A 17,736-nucleotide genomic window follows, 5' to 3' on the forward strand; every position below is an offset into this window, starting at 1 on the left:
CAGAATCAAACCGGCGCATCTTTCCGGCATCATGGCCGGAACTGAAGGGCCCGCCTTCAGTCTATTGGGGAGGCAGCCGCACTCCCCTTTTTTATGACCACGACACACAAGCCTCCTCCCTCGCCGCGCAGAATCGGCGCAGAACTTTTTGAATTGCTGGGTTCCATGCGGTTCGCCGTCAGCCTGCTGGTGATTATCTGTATCGCCAGCGTGGTCGGCACCGTGCTCGGGCAGAACCAGTCCCAGGGGACGTACATCGATCGCTTCGGACCGTTCTGGTACGACGTGTTCGACAAGTTCGATATCTGGCAGGTCTACAACAGCGTCTGGTTCCTGGTCATCATGGGCTTTCTGGTGGTGTCGACCACCATCTGCCTGATCCGCAATGTGCCCAAGATGGTGCGCGACATGCGTTCGTTTCGCGAGCATGTCCGTGCAGGCAGCCTGCGTGCCTTTCCGCAACGGGTCGAACAGCATATCGATGCGCCGGCCGGTGCCATTGAATTGCGCATGCGTCAGTGGCTGGGACGTCAGGGCTATGCCATACGCGAGCGCCGCGAAGGTGATGCCGTACTGTTGGCGGCCCGCAAGGGGGCCAGCAATCGACTGGGCTATATCTTTGCGCATGCCGCCATTGTAGTGATTTGTGTCGGCGGGCTGCTCGACAGCGAGTTGCCGGTGCGTCTGCAGATCTGGCTGGGCGACAAGAAGCCGGTTGTCGACAACATGCTGATTCGCGAAGTGCCGGAAAGTGGTCGGCTGTCGCTGAACAATCCCAGTTTTCGCGCCAACATGATGCTGCCGGAGGGCAGCATCACGCAGAGCGCCATCATTCTGGCCCGCGAAGGTGCATTGGTACAGCCGCTGCCGTTCTCCCTGCGGCTCGACGAATTCGTGGTCGATTACTACTCGAATGGCATGCCGAGCCGGTTCGCCAGCAAGGTTGAAGTCATCGATTGGGAAACCGGTGATCGCTTCGACCAGGTGATCGAGGTCAACGAGCCGCTGCGCTACAAGGGTGTGACGGTCTACCAGTCCAGTTTCGAGGATGGCGGCAGCAGCGTGCGGCTGATGCGCTACCCGCTGCGTGGAGGACAGGCCGAGGGCACGCTCGTCAGTGGTGTGGTGGGCGAGTCGCAAGATCTGCAGGGCAATGGCCAGGCGGCATTGCGGCTGGATCTTTCGGCGCTGCGTCCGATCAATGTCGAGGACCTGACGACCGGCCAGCCCCAGCCCAAGGAACTGGGCGAGCATGTGGCGGCAGTGACCGGTAGCGCGGCAGGCCAGTCCAACAGCAACCTGCGCAATGTCGGTCCCAGCATCGAGTATCAACTGATCGATGCCGCCGGGCAGGCACACCAGTTTCACAGTTACATGGCACCGATCGAGCTGGAGGGCTTCCCGGTTTTCCTGTTCGGGGCTCGTCCGTCGCCGGCCGAGGATTTTCGTTATCTACAACTGCCGGCCGACGAAAACCTGTCGCTTGATGAGTTCATGGCGCTGCGTGCCAGCCTCAATCAGCCCGAATTGCGACGTGAAGCCGCCGCGCGTTTTACCCGCGAGAATTCGCCGGCAGGCGGCCCCAATGCCGAGGCACTGCAAAACTCTGCCGAACGGGCGCTGGAGACCTTCTCCAACGGTGGCCTGCAGGCCGTGGCCCAGTTCATCGACGGCAATGTGCCCGAGGCCGAACGCGAGCGTGCCGCCAGCATCGTGGTGCGCCTGATCGGTGCTTCACTGGAGTCCCTGCGTGATATCAATCGCGAGCGCATGGGCCTGGCAGCGCTACCGCAACAGGGCGACGAAGCCCTGCAGGCACAGATATGGACCCGCCTGGCCGTGGCCGCCTTGTCGGATCTGGCGTTCTATCCGGCGGATTCGGTGCTGACCCTGGTCGATTTCGAACAGCGCAAGGCCAGTGTCTTTCAGGTGACACGTTCTCCCGGCAAGAATATCGTGTATCTTGGCTGTCTGTTCCTGGTGATCGGCGTGTTTGCGATGTTCTATATCCGTGATCGCCGCATCTGGATCTGGCTCAAGCCGGAACCCGGTGCCGATGGCCCTGCGGCAAGTACCAGTCTGTTGGCCGCCATGACTTCGCAGAAGCGTACTCTGGACTTCCTGCGCGAATTTTCCCAGTTCCGGCAGATGCTGGAACGCATGGCCCCTGCGGCCGATGACCAGACTCAGCAGGCCGCTCCGGCGGCACCTTCACCGACGGAGAAAACATCATGAGCCGCGCACTCGCTTCCGCCAGTCAGGATTGGGTTGAATCGATTTCGGAAACCGGCGACGCCCGCCAGTTCCGGGGGCGGCCGGACTGGACTGACCTGGTGTTTTTGCTGCTGCTGGCGGCGGGTACCTGGTACGCGCTGACTGCCTATGGCTATGCCATGGATGGCTACGAAAAAGTCATTCTGGTCTGTACGGTGCCGGTGGTGGCCTGGCTGGGCTGGCTGTGGCGACCACTGCGTACGCTGATGGTCGCTGTTGCCCTGGCCAGCCTGCTGGGCGTGCTGCTGTACCAGGATGACCTGGGGCGGGCCGATAGTGTGTTCTGGCTCAAGTACCTGTTTTCCTCCCAGTCGGCCATCCTGTGGATGAGCTGTCTGTTCGTGCTGGCCACGGTCTGCTACTGGATCGGTTTCGTCAGCCCGACGGCCGCCTGGCTGGGTACGGCCCTGACCTGGGGCGGTGTGTTTGCGGGCTTTACCGGCCTGATGGTGCGCTGGCGCGAGGGCCATCTGATGGGGCCGGACATGGGCCACATCCCGGTCAGCAACCTGTACGAGGTGTTCGTGCTGTTTGCGCTGGTCACGGCGCTGTTCTATCTGTACTACGAGCGTCGCTATGCCACACGGGCTCTGGGCGGCTTCGTGATGCTGGTGGTGGCCTCGATGGTGGTGTTCCTGTTCTGGTATTCGCTGACCCGCGATGCCCAGCAGATTCAGCCTCTCGTGCCAGCACTCAAGAGCTGGTGGATGAAGCTGCACGTGCCGGCCAATTTCATCGGCTATGGCACGTTCTCGCTGGCGGCGATGGTGGGTTTTGCTTACCTGGTGAAGGAAAATGGCGAATCGCGCTCCTGGCGCACGCTGGTGCCGCTTTTCATCATGGGCGTGCTGCTGATGGCCGAGCCAATGGTGTTCCGCACTGAAGGGCTGTCGGCAACCTGGGCGATCTATTTCGGTTTGGGGGCGATCGTGGCGGGCGGCATCCTGCTGGCACGCCGACCGATCGCGGCGCGACTGCCGTCGCTGGAAGTGCTGGACGACATCATGTACCGCGCCATTGCGGTGGGGTTCGCCTTCTTTACCGTAGCGACGATTCTGGGGGCACTGTGGGCGGCCGATGCCTGGGGTGCCTACTGGCAATGGGATCCCAAGGAAACCTGGGCGCTGATCGTCTGGCTGAACTATGCCGCCTGGCTGCACATGCGGCTGATCAAGGGGCTGCGCGGTACGCTGGCCGCCTACTGGGCGCTGGTGGGGCTGCTGATCACGGGGTTTGCGTTCCTGGGGGTCAATATGTTCCTGTCAGGATTGCATTCCTACGGGGAACTCTAAGTCCCCGGATACGCTGTGGCGCAGCTGGCTTGGCTGCGCCACAGGCTTTCAACTGATACTCAAGGCAGAATCGACTCACCCCGCAGTTGGTCTTCCAGCGTCTCGCGTCGGCGGATGATGTGGAAGTCCGCACCATCGACCATGACTTCGGCAGGCCGGTTACGGCTGTTGTAGTTGCAGGCCATGGCCATGGCGTAGGCACCTGCCGATTCGATGGCCAGCAGATCGCCCTGGCGGATTGCCAGGACACGCTGGCGGGCCAGCCAGTCACCGCTTTCGCAGACCGGGCCGACGAGATCCCAGGTCTGGGCAGGCTCGTCCTGGCGCGGCGTGACCGGCAGGACGCCGTGCCAGGCCTGGTACAGGGCCGGACGGATCAGATCGTTCATGGCGGCATCGATGATGGCGAAGTTGCGTGCCTCGGTGGGCTTGAGATACTGCACTTCTGTCAGCAGCACGCCTGCATTGCCGACCAGTGAGCGGCCGGGTTCGAGCACCAGTTGCAGGTGGCTGCGGCCACGCTGCTGCAGGCGTTCGAAGACCCCGTCAAGCAGGGCCTGTGGCGGCAGGGCGGTTTCATCCTCATAGCGGATGCCCAGGCCGCCGCCCAGATCGAGGTGGTGCAGTTGGACGCCATCGGTTTCCAGTGCGTCGATCAGATCCAGCAGCTTGTCGAGGGCATCTAGGTAAGGGGCGACGCTTTCGATCTGCGAGCCGATGTGGCAATCCAGGCCGACGACTTCCAGGCCCGGCAGACTGACTGCATGACGATAGACTTCGCGGGCGCGTTCGATGGCGATGCCGAATTTGTTGTCGCGCAGGCCGGTCGAGATGTAGGGGTGGGTCTGTGCATCCACGTCGGGATTGACGCGCAGCGAGACACGCGCCGTCTGGCCGGTGCGCGTGGCGACGGCCGACAGGCGTTCCAGCTCGGCATCGGACTCGGCGTTGAAGCACTTGATGCCGGCAGTCAGCGCGGCTTCGATTTCCCAGACTTTCTTGCCCACGCCCGAAAAGACGATGCGTGCGGGATCACCACCTGCGGCCAGCACGCGGGCCAGCTCGCCGCCCGAGACGATGTCGAAGCCGCTGCCCAGGCGAGCGAACTCGGCCAGCACCGCCAGATTGGAATTGGCTTTCATGCCGTAACAGACCAGCACGTCGCGGCCGGCGATTGCATCCTGATAGCGTGTCCAGGCGGCCTGCAGGGCGGCACGGGAATAGACGTACAGCGGCGTGTCGAGCTGGCGGGCCAGTGGCTCGAGGGCAACCTGTTCGGCATGCAACTGGCCGTTGGCGTAATGGAAATGCGGTTGGCCGACAGGCTCGGATGAAACAGGGGACGTCATGAGGAGATCAGGAATAGGAAAAGTGTAAGAAATGCTGGCATCCTGGTTGGCGTGGCAGCGCGAGTGGCATGCAAGCCATGGCAGGTGTGGCAGACACCAGGACGGGTTGTGTGATCAGTGGTGATCCGTGCTGGCTATGCCCTGGATGTGGCGTTTGCCTGCACGGCTGCGACGGGCTTCGGGCCTGAGTCGTTCAAGGTGACTGCAGGTGCCATGCGGATGTGCCCTGCTGGATGGGTCAGGGAATCGGCTGTCTGGGTTGTTGGTATCGCCGCCAGGGCCGGGCGTGTCAGTGGCCCCTTGTAGCCGCAGCCGGTGATTCCCCCAAGGACGAGCAGCATGGCTACAATGCGCACATACCGACGTGCATCCGCAGGACTGAAGGGTGCAGACATTTCAAGAAACTCCGTTTTGGCAGAGGGGACACATGATGAACGAAACCGAATTCCTGACGCTTGCCGAGCAGGTGCTGGATCATATCGAGAGCCAGGCGGATGACTGGGCAGCGGGTACGGACCTGGATATCGAGGCCAGCCGTAATGGTAACGTGTTGACGCTGGTTTTTGGGGAAAACGCACAGATCGTGATCAACACGCAGGCTGCGATGCAGGAAATCTGGGTAGCGGCACGCAGTGGCGGTTTTCATTACCGGCTGCAGGATGGGCACTGGCGCGATACGCGTGGTGGTCCGGACCTGCCGGAGGCGCTGTCGCAGATCGTGTCGAACGCGGCAGGCGAGGTGCTGACGGTCAAGCTGTAAGTACCTCAGCCATGCCATCGCCATGCCGGGTCATGTGCCCTTGATGCATGGCAATGGTTGCCTCTACGTCGTATTACTGCCGAACAGGCTTGGGACTTTCGGGCGGGAAGCCCGAGAACATCTTGTCGATACCGGCCTTCAGCGCTGCATCCTGGGCCTGGGGCGATTCCGGCACCGTATCGGTGGCGCTGCCGCGCCAGATGGCCTGCTTGGTCTTGGTGTCGAACATATCGACTACCAGGGTGCCGACCTCATAGGTGTAGACGGTCGTGGTTGCCATGTTGACGTTGGGTGCATACCAGCCCGGTGCATACCAGCCTGGCTGCCAGCCCCAGCCGGCCCAGGTGGGGCCATCGTAGAAGGTGTCGAGGGTCTGCTTCTGCTGGGTCGAGACGTGTGCGGCAAGCGCCACGTCGGCATTGGCGGCTGAGGGTTCCAGGCGCCATCCCTTGGCCTGGAGCTGGGCATTGATGTCGGCCACGATACGCTGGCTGACCAGCGGCGGCACATCGGTCGGTTCCTTCACCCAGCCGTAGCTGTGGAAATTGCTGAAAGAAACGGTCGGGCTGAAGTCGGTGTAGACACTGGGGGTGCTGGCGCATGCTGACAGGGCCAGCGCGGCCAGGACAGGGGTCAGGCGGGTGTAATGCATGAAGCCTCCGAGATGGTCGTTCGCGTTCATGCGGCTGGCCGTTGTCCGGCCCTGAGTCAGGCTGTGAGTGGCTGCCGGCAACATGAAGCGAGGATGCCCCCTTTGGGGGTGGTTTCGACTGCTGTGCCTACAGCACCGCCTCGCCTGGTCTGCGCAGGACGGTGGCACCGTCCTATTCTATCTTGCTGTAACAAAAAGTGGGAATAGAATTCGTTTAGAACGGCAGCGGAATTGGCGGAATTTGACCATTGCCGGCGGTATCCGGCGTGCCGGATGCGCCTTCTTGCCCACCTTGTTGCTCGCGCAGGATCAGGTCATTGAGGAAGTCTCCGACCAGATCGGGTACCGGCAGTCCCAGTGTGGCGACGGCCTGTCCCGGAGGAAATTCGGAGAAATACAGCTCGCCACCCTGGCGGGTCAGGCCCGAGGGTTCCGGACGCCGGGTTTCGGGCACACCCTGCAGGGCACCCTGCATGTATTCGATCCAGATCGGCATGGCGACACCGCCGCCGGTTTCCGAGCTGCCCAGGCCGCGTGGCTGGTCGAAGCCCAGCCAGGCGATGCCCACCAGCGAGGGCGTGTAGCCCGCAAACCAGGCATCGACCGAATTGTTGGTGGTGCCGGTCTTGCCGGCCAGATCGTTGCGCTTGAGGGTGGCGCGGGCGCGTGCCGCGGTACCCGAGGTGGCCACGCCGCGCAGCATGTCGTCCATGACGTAGGCGGTGCGTGGATCAATGGCACGGGCGGCGCTGTCACCAGCCACGATGGGGCGGGCTTGCATGATCACATTGCCCTCGCCGTCGGTGACGCGATCAATCAGGTAAGGTGTGATCCGGTAGCCACCGTTGGCGAACACGGCATAGGCACCGGCCAGTTGCAGCGGCGTGACTTCGCCCGAGCCGAGTGCCATCGGCAGCACGGGCTGCTGGCGATTGGCGTCAAAGCCAAAGCGGGTGACGTATTCCTGCGCGTACTTGGGGCCGATGGCCTGCAGGATACGGATGGATACCATGTTTTTGGACTTGTACAGCGCCTGGCGCATGGTCAGCGCCGGTTCGTACTTGCCACCGTAGTTCTTGGGATTCCAGTCACGCGAGCCGGTTTCGGCCGCTGTCAGGCTGAACGGCTGGTCGGAAATCAGCGTGGCGGGCGTCAGGCCACGCTCCAGCGAGGCGGCGTAGATGAAGGGTTTGAACGAGGAGCCGGGCTGGCGCCATGCCTGCGTGACGCGATTGAAATTGCCGCGGTTGAAGTCGAATCCCCCCACCATGGCACGGATGGCACCGTCCTCGGGCGAGAGCGACACGAAGGCTGCCTGCACGCCGGGCATGTTGAGGATTTCCCAGGCGTCATCGCCGGTCTTGCGGACGTAGACGACCGAGCCGCGCTGGATGCGTTGCTGTTCGGAGGCCTTGGGATCAAGCCCGCGTCGCACCACGTCAAGCACCTTCTTGTCGGTGATATCGATGATGGTGCGCGAGTTGCGGGCGACCTTGATGGCGTCGCCGCTGGCAGCAAGCACCACGACAGACTGCAGATCGGCGCTGTCGGGATAGGCTTCGAGTATTTCATCAAGCCGTTCGTCGAACGCCTGCGCGTCCTGCTCCAGGCCTTCTGCCAGGCTGGCCTGGCCTTCGGGACCGGGGTAGCGGGCGCGGCGGGTATAGGCCAGCACGCCATCGCGCACGGCCTGGTAGGCCAGTTCCTGGTCGCGTGAATTGATCGTGGTGTAGATGTTCAGGCCGCGCGAGTAGACGTTGTCCTGGTAAACGTTGAACAGCAACTGGCGGGCGAGTTCGGCTGCGTATTCGCCGTGGATGGCGTAGCCACCGGCAGGCGTGCCCTGGCCGGCGCGGACTTCGATTTCCTGCTGCATGGCTTCCTGGTACTCGGCATCGGTCAGGTAGCCGAGCAGGTGCATGCGATTCAGCACATAGTGCTGGCGCACCTGCGCACGTGGGAAATTCGAGATCGGGTTGAAGCGCGAAGGGGCCTTGGGAATGCCGGCCAGCAGTGCCGCCTCGGCGGCAGTGACTTCGGACAGCGGCTTGCCCAGGTAGGTGCGCGAGGCAGCTGCAAAGCCGTGTGCTCGATGTCCCAGGAAGATCTGGTTCATGTACAGCTCAAGGATCTGATCCTTGGTCAGGCTGGACTCGATCTTGAAGGTCAGCAGCAGCTCATAGAACTTGCGTGAGTAGGTCTTTTCCGACGACAGATAGAAGTTGCGGGCCACCTGCATGGTGATGGTGCTGGCACCCTGCGACTTGGACATGGTCAGCACGTTGGTCAGGCCGGCGCGGATGACGCCCAGCCAGTCGATCCCGCCGTGCTGGTAGAAACGGTCATCCTCGGCGGCCAGTACGGCCGATTTCATCACATCGGGGATTTCGTCGATGCGCAGTACGTTGCGGCGCTCCTCGCCGAACTCGCCGATCAGGACCTTGTCTGCGGTGTAGACGCGCAGCGGCACGCGTGGCCGATAGTCGGTCATCGCGTTGAGGTCCGGCAGGTTGGGCCAGGCCAGCGCTAGCGCCATGGCGACCAGCAGGGCCACGCACAGGCCGAGCCCGGCAAAGAAGACGCCTGTCTTGACGAAGAAGCGCAGCAGGCGCGATCCCTTGCGTGGGGCCGGTTTTTTTTGGTCGGGGGAGGAATCTTGGCTCATTTCAGGGCGGATTTTACCGGGGTTATGCAGGGTGGCGGCATCTCTGCGTGCAGTGTATGTAACAGGATTGGTCTATGTCGCGCCCAAACAACCCTTACGAATGGGATAATGTGAGCTATGAACGCCATTTTACAAACGAGCAATACGGTTGCCGCCGTGCCGCACGACGGCGTGTCCGTACCGTTCGGCCGGCCGATTTTCCTGGTCGGCATGATGGGTGCGGGCAAGACCACCATCGGGCGCGGATTGGCACGCGAACTGGGCTATGCCTTCGTCGACCTGGATCATGCCCTGGAAGCGCGTTGCGGCGTGCGCATCCCGGTGATTTTCGATATCGAGGGCGAAGCCGGTTTTCGCCAGCGTGAGTCGCGGCTGTTGGCCGAGTACATGCACCAGCAGGGTGTGGTGGTGGCGACCGGGGGCGGCATCGTCACCGTCGAAGACAATCGCAAGCTGCTGCGCGAACATGGCATCGTGATTTATCTCCAGGCCGAACTGGACGAACTGGTACGGCGCACTGCACGTGATCGCAACCGGCCGTTGCTGGCGACCGCCAATCCGCGCCAGACCCTGCACGAACTGATGCAGCGGCGCGAACCGCTCTACCACGAGGTCGCGGGCCTGCGCCTGGAAACAGGCACGGCACCGGTGGCGACCCTGGTGCGCAAGCTGATCCGCATGCTGCATACCGCACCGGACAAACATTCTTCTACGGCACAACCTCATACGGGCATCATGAATATCGTCAATGTAGACACTCCTGGCGGGCAATATCCGATTCGCATCGCGCCTGGCCGGCTCGACGCGCTGGCCCGGGCGGTGCCCGAAGACGCCACGGCCGTGGCGCTGGTCACCAACCCCACTGTGGCGGCGCACTATGGTGCCCGCGTACGTGCCTCGCTCGAAGCCAGCGGGCATCGGGTGGTGCAACTGGAACTGCCGGACGGCGAGGCGCACAAAAACTGGCAGACGCTCAACCTGATATTCGACCTGCTGCTGGCAGAAAAGTTCGACCGGCGTGCCGTTCTGGTGGCGCTGGGCGGTGGTGTGATCGGCGACATGGTTGGTTTTGCCGCCGCCACCTACATGCGTGGCATCCGCTTCATCCAGGTGCCGACCACGCTGCTGGCGCAGGTGGATTCGTCAGTGGGCGGCAAGACGGCCGTCAATCATCCGCTGGGCAAGAACATGATCGGTGCCTTCTACCAGCCGATCGCGGTCGAGGTCGATACCGATGTGCTGCGCACGTTGCCGGCCCGCGAGATTTCGGCGGGTCTGGCCGAAGTCATCAAGTACGGCATGATTCTCGACGCTGATTTCTTCGAGTGGTGCGAACGCAATGTGGCGGCCCTGCGCGCCCTCGATCCCGAAGCGCTGCGCTGGGCGATCACGCGGTCGTGCGAACTCAAGGCCTACGTGGTGTCGCAGGATGAGCGCGAGTCGGGCCTGCGGGCCATTCTCAATCTGGGGCATACCTTTGGCCATGCCATCGAGGCTGGGCTGGGCTATGGCCAGTGGCTGCACGGCGAAGCCGTGGGCTGCGGCATGGTGCAGGCGGCCGAACTGTCTGCGCGGGTATGCGGCCTGCCGCGTGAGTCCGTGGACCGCATCCGCGCCCTGGTCGAGGCCATCGGTTGCCCGGTCACGGCCCCCGACCTGGGCGACGAGCGCTGGTTCGACCTGATGCGCGTCGACAAGAAGGCCGAGGCCGGCGAGATCCGTTTCGTGCTGTTGCCCTCGATCGGCGAGGCTGTGCGTTGCGCGGCACCCGACGAGGCGGTTCGCGATGTTCTGGCGGCGACGGTGGCATGATCGATTATTGCGCTGCATCATGGTGCGGTGTGGCCGGTTCAGGCAATGTGGCGGGTATGACGCATCTGCGATTTTGAGTATCCGGGCGGCAGGCAGCCGTCCCTGCCAGGAGACAATGTATGGAAAGCAAACTGTCCGCCGTGATCGAAGCCCATGCGCTGGCTCCCTACGCCTGCGATCCGGCGCAGACCCGGGGGCGTCGATACCGCGAACCGGCTTCGGCCAATCGCAGCGAGTTCCAGCGTGACCGGGATCGCATCATCCATGCCACTGCCTTTCGCCGGCTCGAGTACAAGACGCAGGTGTTCGTCAACCACGAAGGCGACCTGTTCCGTACCCGGCTGACGCACAGCCTGGAAGTGGCGCAGATTGCCCGTACCCTGGCACGCAACCTGCGGCTCAACGAGGATCTGACCGAGGCCATCGCGCTGGCGCATGATCTGGGGCACACCCCGTTCGGCCATGCCGGGCAGGATGAACTCAATGCCTGCCTGCGCGAGATTTCCCCCGATGCAGGTGGCTTCGAGCACAACCTGCAGAGCCTGCGGGTGGTCGATGAACTGGAAGAGCGCTATGCCGAGTTCAACGGACTGAACCTGTGCTTCGAGACCCGCGAGGGGATTCTCAAGCATTGCTCGCATTACCATGCCAGGCAACTGGGCGATGTCGGCAGCCGCTTCATCGACCGCACCCAGCCGTCGCTGGAGGCTCAACTCACCAATCTGGCAGATGAGATCGCCTACAACAATCATGACGTCGATGACGGCCTGCGTTCTGGCCTGATCACCCTGGAGCAGTTGCTGGAGGTGGAACTGTTCGAGCGGCATTACCACGCAGTATCCAAGCGCTATTCCGATGTGGCACCGCGCCGCATCCTGTCGGAAACCATCCGGCGCATGATCAATACCCTGATCGTGGATCTGATGTCGACCACGCAGCAGCGTCTGGCGGAACTCAAGCCACAGTCCGCCGATGAACTCCGGCAGGCACCGGCGATTGCCGGGTTCTCACCCGAAGTGCGGGCGCAGGCCGATGTGCTCAAGAAATTCCTGATGGACAATCTGTACCGGCACTATCAGGTGATGCGCATGACGCGCAAGGCGCGCACCATCATCCGTGAGCTGTTCATGGCGTTTGTCGATGATCCGCGCCTGCTGCCGCCGGATTATCAGCGTGCCGACAAGGTGGAACAACTGCGGGCGATTTCGGACTATATCGCCGGGATGACGGATCGCTACGCGATCAGTGAGCACAAGCGGCTGTTTCAGATGTAGGGCAGGTGCTGCCTACAGGTGCTTGAGCAGGAAATCCAGTGTGCGCTTCCAGGCCAGTTCGCTGGCCTCGGGGTCGTAGACTTCGGGCCGCAGCTTGTTGAAGAAGGCATGCTCGCCCTCGTAGCGATGGATCTCCGGTGACTGGCCGGCATCGCGCATGGCAGCCTCCAGCGCATCCACGGCTGCCGGCGTGCACCAGTGGTCGCGGCTGGCGAAGTGTGCCTGGAAGGGAATGCGGATCTGTGCGGGATCGGCCACTTCCTTCGGCGGGATGCCATAGAAACAGACGGCAGCATTGACTTCCGGCAGATGGGCGGCACTGGCAATGGTGAGCGCGCCGCCCATGCAAAATCCGATCACCGCGACGGTCTCGCAGCCCTGCTCGCGCAGATGGGCAACGGCACCGCGAATGTCCTCGAACGTTGCGCCGGCAAAATCCAGGCCATCCATCAGATGGCTGGCCTCATCGGCATCCTGGGCAACACGGCCATGATAGAGGTCGGGGGCCAGGGCCTGATAGCCGGCTGCCGCCAGGCGATCCGCCACGCTGCAGATCTGCTCGTTCAGCCCCCACCACTCCTGCAAGACGACGACCCCCCTGCGGCCTCCGGGCAGCGACGCCTGGTAGGCCGGGCAGTCGGATCCATCGGGGCGCTTGAATGTCAGGTTGGCCTGGGACATGTGTCTTCTCCTTTAGGGTGTCAGGGCAGACGCCTATTGTGTGCCAGACCCGGGCGCGGCACAACCGCGCCTGGATGACAGTCAGGAAGCGGGCAATGTCAGGGCCTGCCGGCATGCAGTGTCAGCCGCTCCACCAGCGAACCGAAGAAGTGATAGCCCGAGCCTCCTTCTGCCAGGATATCGAGCAGCACATCCGGATCGCGCACCCGGGCACCGCCGATGTGGGTCACGCCGCGCTGAGCAAACGGCGTGACCAGCAGTGGGGCGGTTGGGCCGATTACGGCGACTTTCATGCCGGGCCTGACATGGGTTAGCAGGGCGTCCAGTGTGCCGTTGATCAGGGTGGTACCGGTCACGGCCAGCACCGTACCCCAGGGGATGACCTCGGGTGCGGTGTCGGGGTGTGCATAGTGAGGCAGTTCGACTTCCTTGAGTGTGGAAATATCCAGTTCCAGTACCCGGTAGTCGATTTGCCGCTTGCGCAGTTCCCGCATATAGGGGGCGAAGGCACCCACCAGCACTACGCGGTCATTCGGACGGATGTCCATGCCCTCGAAGGTGTCGCCGTCCGTGACGGCCTGGGTAGCGGGTGCTCCATCGCGCTGCCAGAGCGTTTCGACCAGCGCATTGAGTGTAGCGATGGCCAGGGCGCGGCGCATGTCCTGCTTGCTGGTCAGGTCGTCCAGCAGGTCGGCGGCCGGGCGTCCGCGCAGCTTGCCGGGGCTGGGTAGTGCCAGTGCCGAGCTGGGGCAGCAGACGGCAGCGGGGATGCTCTTGATCGGCGTGGCGCTGAGGCCGCAGGCACCATTGCCGAGTTTGACGCCGGAGAAGAACAGACCGACCACGACACGCTCGATCAGCAGGGTGTCGAGGGTGTCGCCCAGGGCCTCGACGAGGGTGTCGCGCAGGTCGGTCAGCAGGGCGTGCGGGACGGGGGCGGTGGGCATCAGTTGTAGCTCACCCGCAGATTGGCAAAGAAGCTGCGGCCCGGGCTGGCGTATTCATCATCGAAGGCACGGTAATCCTTGTTGAACAGGTTTTCGACGCCGATGCTGAAGGTGGCGTTTTTCCAGGCCGGGGGCGTGACGGAGAACTTCAGGTTGGTGATGGCGTAGCCGGGGTTCTTGTCCTCGCCCTTGGTGTCGTAATAGCTGCTGCCGCGATACTCGATCGAGGGCGTGACCGTCAGCCATTCGGTGGCGCGAATGTCGGCATAGGCGATGCCGAAATGTTCGGGCATGTCGGTGAACCGGTAGCTGGAGTCATCCTTGTTGCGGATGTGCAGGTAGCTGTAGTTCAGGCCGACGCTCAGGCGCGGGGCGAATGTGTAATTCAGGCTCAGGTCCAGGCCCTTGCGTTCGGTCTTGCCGTCTAGGTTGACGTTCTGCGACACGGCGTAGCCGGGGAAGGTGACGAAGTCGCGGTCGGTCCGGCCGAAGGCGTCTTTCGACTCGCTGTAGTACACGCTGGCGTCCATGTAGAGGTCAGGCAACGGCCTGCCTGCGTAGCCCAGCTCGTAATGCATGGCTTTTTCGGGTGCCAGGCCAGGGTTCTGCAGCGTCATGGAGGGTACGGAGCTGCCGGGCGTGCAGGTCGTTGCGCCGCTCGGGCAGCGTGCGGTGCTGCCTGCGGCGTAGTTCGAGTAGGCTTGCTTGAACGACGGGAAGCGGGTCTTGCGGGCGATGCTGGCACGCCAGGTGTGATCTTCGTCAGGCTTGTAGAACAGGGCCGCCTGCGGATCGATGGTGTCTATGCTGGGGTTGAGCATTGAACCGGCGGCCGGGTACTGGTTAATCAGGTTCTGGGTGTTGATGCCGACATCGCTGGCATCGGATTTGCGACGGGTATAGAGCGCGCCGATTTGCGTTTCCCAGTGGTTGGAAATTGTCCAGGTATCCTCCAGCGCGACAGAGAAGAATTCCTGCGTGACCTTTTCATCGGTGTTGGGCAGGGTTGCGCCACTATGGATGTCCGTGTTGAATGACCGGTGTTCTTCATCCTTGTAGCTGATCATGGCCTTGAGCAGATGGTTCTCGATGATCTCCGTGCCCAGTTCCAGCGATGCGCCGAATGCCTTGTCGCGGTAGTGACTGCCTTGCGGCATGCCGCGCCACCAGTCCATCGTGTTGTCGAACTTGTCGTAGTAGACGCGTGGCTTGATATAGAACTTGTTGTCGAGGAAACGCGTGTTGGACACGAAGGAAACTGTCTCGCGGTCCCATTTTGGCCACGCCCAGACGGTCGGGACGAAGCCATTGCTGCCGGTCTGGCCGGGCAGTTTCACGGCTTCCTGTTTGGAATAGCTCACCACGTATTCATCGGTGGCGTTGGGTGTGTAGCCCAAGCGCAGGCTGCCGCGACGGTCGCGGGTGCGGTAGTTGTATTTGTCCGAATCGACCTCGTTGCCGCGCGCATCGGTGCCGACGAAGTTTTCCGCCAGTCGGGTGTACTTTTGCTCGTAGTGCGAGAGGCCAGCCTGCAAATACCAGTTCTCCTGGCGGGTGCCGACGTTGACGGCTGCTTCTGATACGTTGCCGGTGGCCGTGCCCACGATGGCGCTGGCGTCGAGTTCAGACTGAGGCCGCAGCGAGACGATGTTGATGGCACCGCCCAGGGTGTTGTGCCCGTACATGACCGAGCTGTAGCCCTTGGCGACGTTGATCTCGGAAATATCGGCGGTCGTGAAACGGCCCAGGTCGGAATAGCCGTCGTACGGGATATAGACGGGGATGCCGTCGACAAAGATCGGCACCGAGCGCAGGTCATAGCCGCGGACGATCACATTGGACTCATAGCGCCCACCCTGCGGCCGGTTGTAGAACACGCCCGGCGCAAGTGAGAGGGCGGTGCCGACATCTTTTTTCTCCAGCAGGTCGATGGTCTCGCGGTCCACGACCGTTTCGGCCTTCTCGGCTTCGGTCTGGCGTGCGCCCTGCACGGCAATCGTGCCCAGGGTAAAGACGTTCTGGTTGCCGGTGGCCGTGTTGTTGGCCAGCGCAGGCTGTACGCCCAGGCAGAGCAGGGCACTCGCCAGTGCGGTCAGACAGGCCGGGCGATATCGTGTCGAGGAAAGTGGGTAGTAGCGTATTGTCATGGTGCTTCTCGGTGACGGACGTCTGCCGGAGCAGACGGGAAAAGATGCGGGAGGTGGGCTGTCACGGTGTGTTCGGTCAGCCCGTATATCCGGGCGAGATGGGCCGGGGTCAGGACGTCGCCAGGCATGCCCTGGGCCAGGATGTGGCCCTGATGCAGCAGGACCAGCCGGTCAGCCAGGCGGGCAGCCTGCTCGGGCTGGTGCGTGGTCAGCAGGATGGACAGGCCCTGGGCGCGCAATTGATCGATGTGTTCGAGCACGCGGATCTGGTTGCCGAAATCCAGGCTGGAAGTCGGTTCGTCCATGACCAGCAAGGCCGGTTCCTGGGCCAGTGCCCGGGCGATCATCACGAGCTGGCGTTCACCGCCGCTGAGATGCATGTAGTTGCGGTGGTGCAGGTGGTCGATACCGAGCAGCTCGAGGCTGTGTCGGGCTATGTCGATATCCGCAGTGCGGGGCGTGGCGTGCCAGGGCAGGTGGGCGGTGCGGCCCATCAGCACGACCTGTTCGACCGTAAAGGGAAAGACACCGTGGTGCGCTTGGGGCACATAGCCGATGCGGCGTGCCAGGGCGGTGCGCGACCAGTCCGCCTGCGGACGGCCTTCGATACGGATTTCGCCGTATGAGGCTGGAATCAGCCCCAGGATGGTCTTCAGCAGCGTGGTTTTGCCGCAGCCGTTGGCCCCCAGCAGACAGAGCACAGTCTGCGGCTCCAGCAGCAGATCGATATCGGACAGGACGGTGCGTGTGCCATAACCCACCGAAACGGCACGCAGGGCGAGCAGGCTCATCGCCGGTCTCCGGTACGGATCAGCAGACCCAGGAAAAAGGGCGCACCGATGCAGGCTGTGATGATGCCCAGCGGCACCTCGATGGGAAACAGGGTGCGCGCCACGGTATCGGTCAGCACCAGGAATCCGGCACCCAGGCACAGGCTGGCCGGCAGCAGACGACGAAAATCCGGGCCGACCCAGAGCCTGGCGATGTGCGGGATGACCAGTCCGACCCAGCCGATGATGCCGGTGATGGCGACCGAGGCGGAGGTCATCAGGGTTGCCGAGAGGATGAAAAGCAGGCGGGTCCGGCGCACGTTGACGCCCAGGGCCTGGGCTTCCTCATCGTCCAGGCTGAGCAGGTTCATGCGCCAGCGCAACAGGGCCAGGGGCAGCATGCCGGCCAGCATGACCGGCAGGGTCGGCAGCAGGTCGTCGAGCGTGACGGAATTGAGCGCGCCCAGCATCCAGAAGGTCATGCTGGGCAGGTCGCGGTAGGGATCGGCGAGGATCTTGGCCAGTGAAATGCCGGCACCGCACAGGGCACCGATGGCGATGCCCGACAGCACCAGTGCCAGTGTCGGGCTGTGGAACCGTGCCGCCTGTGATACCAGGCAGACCAGGCCGACCGTCAGCAGGCCGCTGCAGAAGGCGGCCAACTGGATCACGATCACCGGCTGGCCGAGGTAGATGGCCAGCATGGCTCCCAAGCCCGCGCCCGCCGTGATGCCGAGGATGTCGGGCGAGACCAGTGGATTGCGGAACATGCCCTGGTAGGCGGCACCGGCTACCGACAGGCTGGCACCGACAAACACGCCCGCCAGGATGCGTGGCAGGCGGATCTGCCAGAGCACTTTGTCGACGGCGTTGGGGGCGGCCTGTCCGCCCTCCAGGAACCAGTGGCGGGCCGACGTCAGGAAATCGTCCAGGCCCAGCGGAAACTGGCCCACGAAAAAGGCACTGAACACGATCAGCACGCACAGTGCCGGCAGCAAGGTTGCAGGCAGGCGGGATGAGCGCTCTGTGGCCGGTCCAGAGCGGGCAGGCGCAGTGGAGGAGGCTGTCCGGCTGGCAGCCGGATCGCCGGTAGAAGAAGACGGTGCCGTCATC

Annotated in this window: 14 protein-coding genes; 5 read left to right on the forward strand and 9 right to left on the reverse strand. The window is 63.0% G+C overall.

The window, feature by feature from the left end:
• The first annotated feature begins 93 nt into the window (after window positions 1-93).
• Window positions 94-2,235 carry a cytochrome c biogenesis protein ResB gene (locus tag DD235_RS13445; protein ID WP_420810467.1) on the forward strand — a complete coding sequence of 714 codons (2,142 nt, stop codon included), beginning with the start codon at window positions 94-96 and terminating at the stop codon, window positions 2,233-2,235.
• Entirely contained in the window at window positions 2,232-3,566 is a 1,335-nt protein-coding gene (ccsB, locus tag DD235_RS13450; protein WP_109062620.1) for a c-type cytochrome biogenesis protein CcsB, read from the forward strand. Before DD235_RS13445 ends, ccsB begins: the two co-directional genes overlap by 4 nt.
• A 59-nt stretch (window positions 3,567-3,625) precedes the next feature.
• Here the strand turns inward: ccsB and lysA are convergent, their stop codons facing one another.
• Together lysA and lptM are read right to left on the reverse strand one after the other, a co-directional pair.
• Window positions 3,626-4,915 (reverse strand): diaminopimelate decarboxylase, encoded by a 1,290-nt coding sequence (gene lysA, locus DD235_RS13455; RefSeq protein WP_109062621.1) that lies wholly within the window; start codon window positions 4,913-4,915, stop codon window positions 3,626-3,628.
• A 134-nt stretch (window positions 4,916-5,049) separates the two neighbouring features.
• Window positions 5,050-5,310, reverse strand: coding sequence for an LPS translocon maturation chaperone LptM (gene lptM, locus DD235_RS17295; protein ID WP_420810468.1), 261 nt, complete (start codon window positions 5,308-5,310; stop codon window positions 5,050-5,052).
• A 35-nt stretch (window positions 5,311-5,345) separates the two neighbouring features.
• On the opposite strand from lptM, the gene cyaY reads away from it, so the two are divergent.
• Window positions 5,346-5,675, forward strand: a complete 330-nt coding sequence (gene cyaY, locus DD235_RS13465) for an iron donor protein CyaY (protein WP_109062752.1) — start codon at window positions 5,346-5,348, stop codon at window positions 5,673-5,675.
• Window positions 5,676-5,748: 73 nt separating this feature from the next.
• Here cyaY and DD235_RS13470 read toward each other — a convergent pair whose 3' ends face one another.
• Complete coding sequence (locus DD235_RS13470) at window positions 5,749-6,357, reverse strand: DUF4136 domain-containing protein (protein ID WP_239990154.1); 609 nt, start codon at window positions 6,355-6,357, stop codon at window positions 5,749-5,751.
• 184 nt (window positions 6,358-6,541) lie between these two features.
• A complete protein-coding gene (locus DD235_RS13475; protein ID WP_109062624.1) occupies window positions 6,542-8,992 on the reverse strand; it encodes a penicillin-binding protein 1A in 2,451 nt (816 codons plus the stop codon).
• Between the two features lie 117 nt (window positions 8,993-9,109).
• Here DD235_RS13475 and aroB point away from each other — a divergent pair, with 117 nt between their 5' ends.
• Window positions 9,110-10,804, forward strand: coding sequence for a 3-dehydroquinate synthase (gene aroB, locus DD235_RS13480; protein WP_109062625.1), 1,695 nt, complete (start codon window positions 9,110-9,112; stop codon window positions 10,802-10,804).
• Window positions 10,805-10,923: 119 nt separating this feature from the next.
• Entirely contained in the window at window positions 10,924-12,078 is a 1,155-nt protein-coding gene (locus DD235_RS13485; RefSeq protein WP_109062626.1) for a deoxyguanosinetriphosphate triphosphohydrolase, read from the forward strand.
• Window positions 12,079-12,090: 12 nt separating this feature from the next.
• On the opposite strand, the gene DD235_RS13490 is transcribed toward DD235_RS13485, so the two are convergent.
• The 5 genes from DD235_RS13490 to DD235_RS13510 form a co-directional block, all read right to left on the reverse strand.
• The gene (locus DD235_RS13490; protein ID WP_109062627.1) at window positions 12,091-12,759 is read right to left on the reverse strand and encodes a dienelactone hydrolase family protein; all 669 of its coding nucleotides are present in this window, start codon (window positions 12,757-12,759) and stop codon (window positions 12,091-12,093) included.
• 98 nt (window positions 12,760-12,857) lie between these two features.
• Window positions 12,858-13,706 carry a DUF364 domain-containing protein gene (locus DD235_RS13495; RefSeq protein ID WP_109062628.1) on the reverse strand — a complete coding sequence of 283 codons (849 nt, stop codon included), beginning with the start codon at window positions 13,704-13,706 and terminating at the stop codon, window positions 12,858-12,860.
• Window positions 13,706-15,853: a TonB-dependent receptor plug domain-containing protein gene (locus DD235_RS13500; RefSeq protein WP_109062629.1), complete on the reverse strand. Its 2,148-nt coding sequence runs from the start codon at window positions 15,851-15,853 to the stop codon at window positions 13,706-13,708. The genes DD235_RS13495 and DD235_RS13500 overlap by 1 nt, the downstream gene beginning before the upstream one ends.
• Window positions 15,850-16,644, reverse strand: a complete 795-nt coding sequence (locus DD235_RS13505) for an ABC transporter ATP-binding protein (protein ID WP_109062630.1) — start codon at window positions 16,642-16,644, stop codon at window positions 15,850-15,852. The genes DD235_RS13500 and DD235_RS13505 overlap by 4 nt, the downstream gene beginning before the upstream one ends.
• Complete coding sequence (locus tag DD235_RS13510; protein ID WP_109062631.1) at window positions 16,641-17,735, reverse strand: FecCD family ABC transporter permease; 1,095 nt, start codon at window positions 17,733-17,735, stop codon at window positions 16,641-16,643. The genes DD235_RS13505 and DD235_RS13510 overlap by 4 nt, the downstream gene beginning before the upstream one ends.
• Between the last annotated feature and the right edge of the window lies 1 nt (window position 17,736).

This window comes from Corticimicrobacter populi (genome assembly GCF_003123725.1).
Lineage (GTDB): Bacteria > Pseudomonadota > Gammaproteobacteria > Burkholderiales > Burkholderiaceae_B > Corticimicrobacter > Corticimicrobacter populi.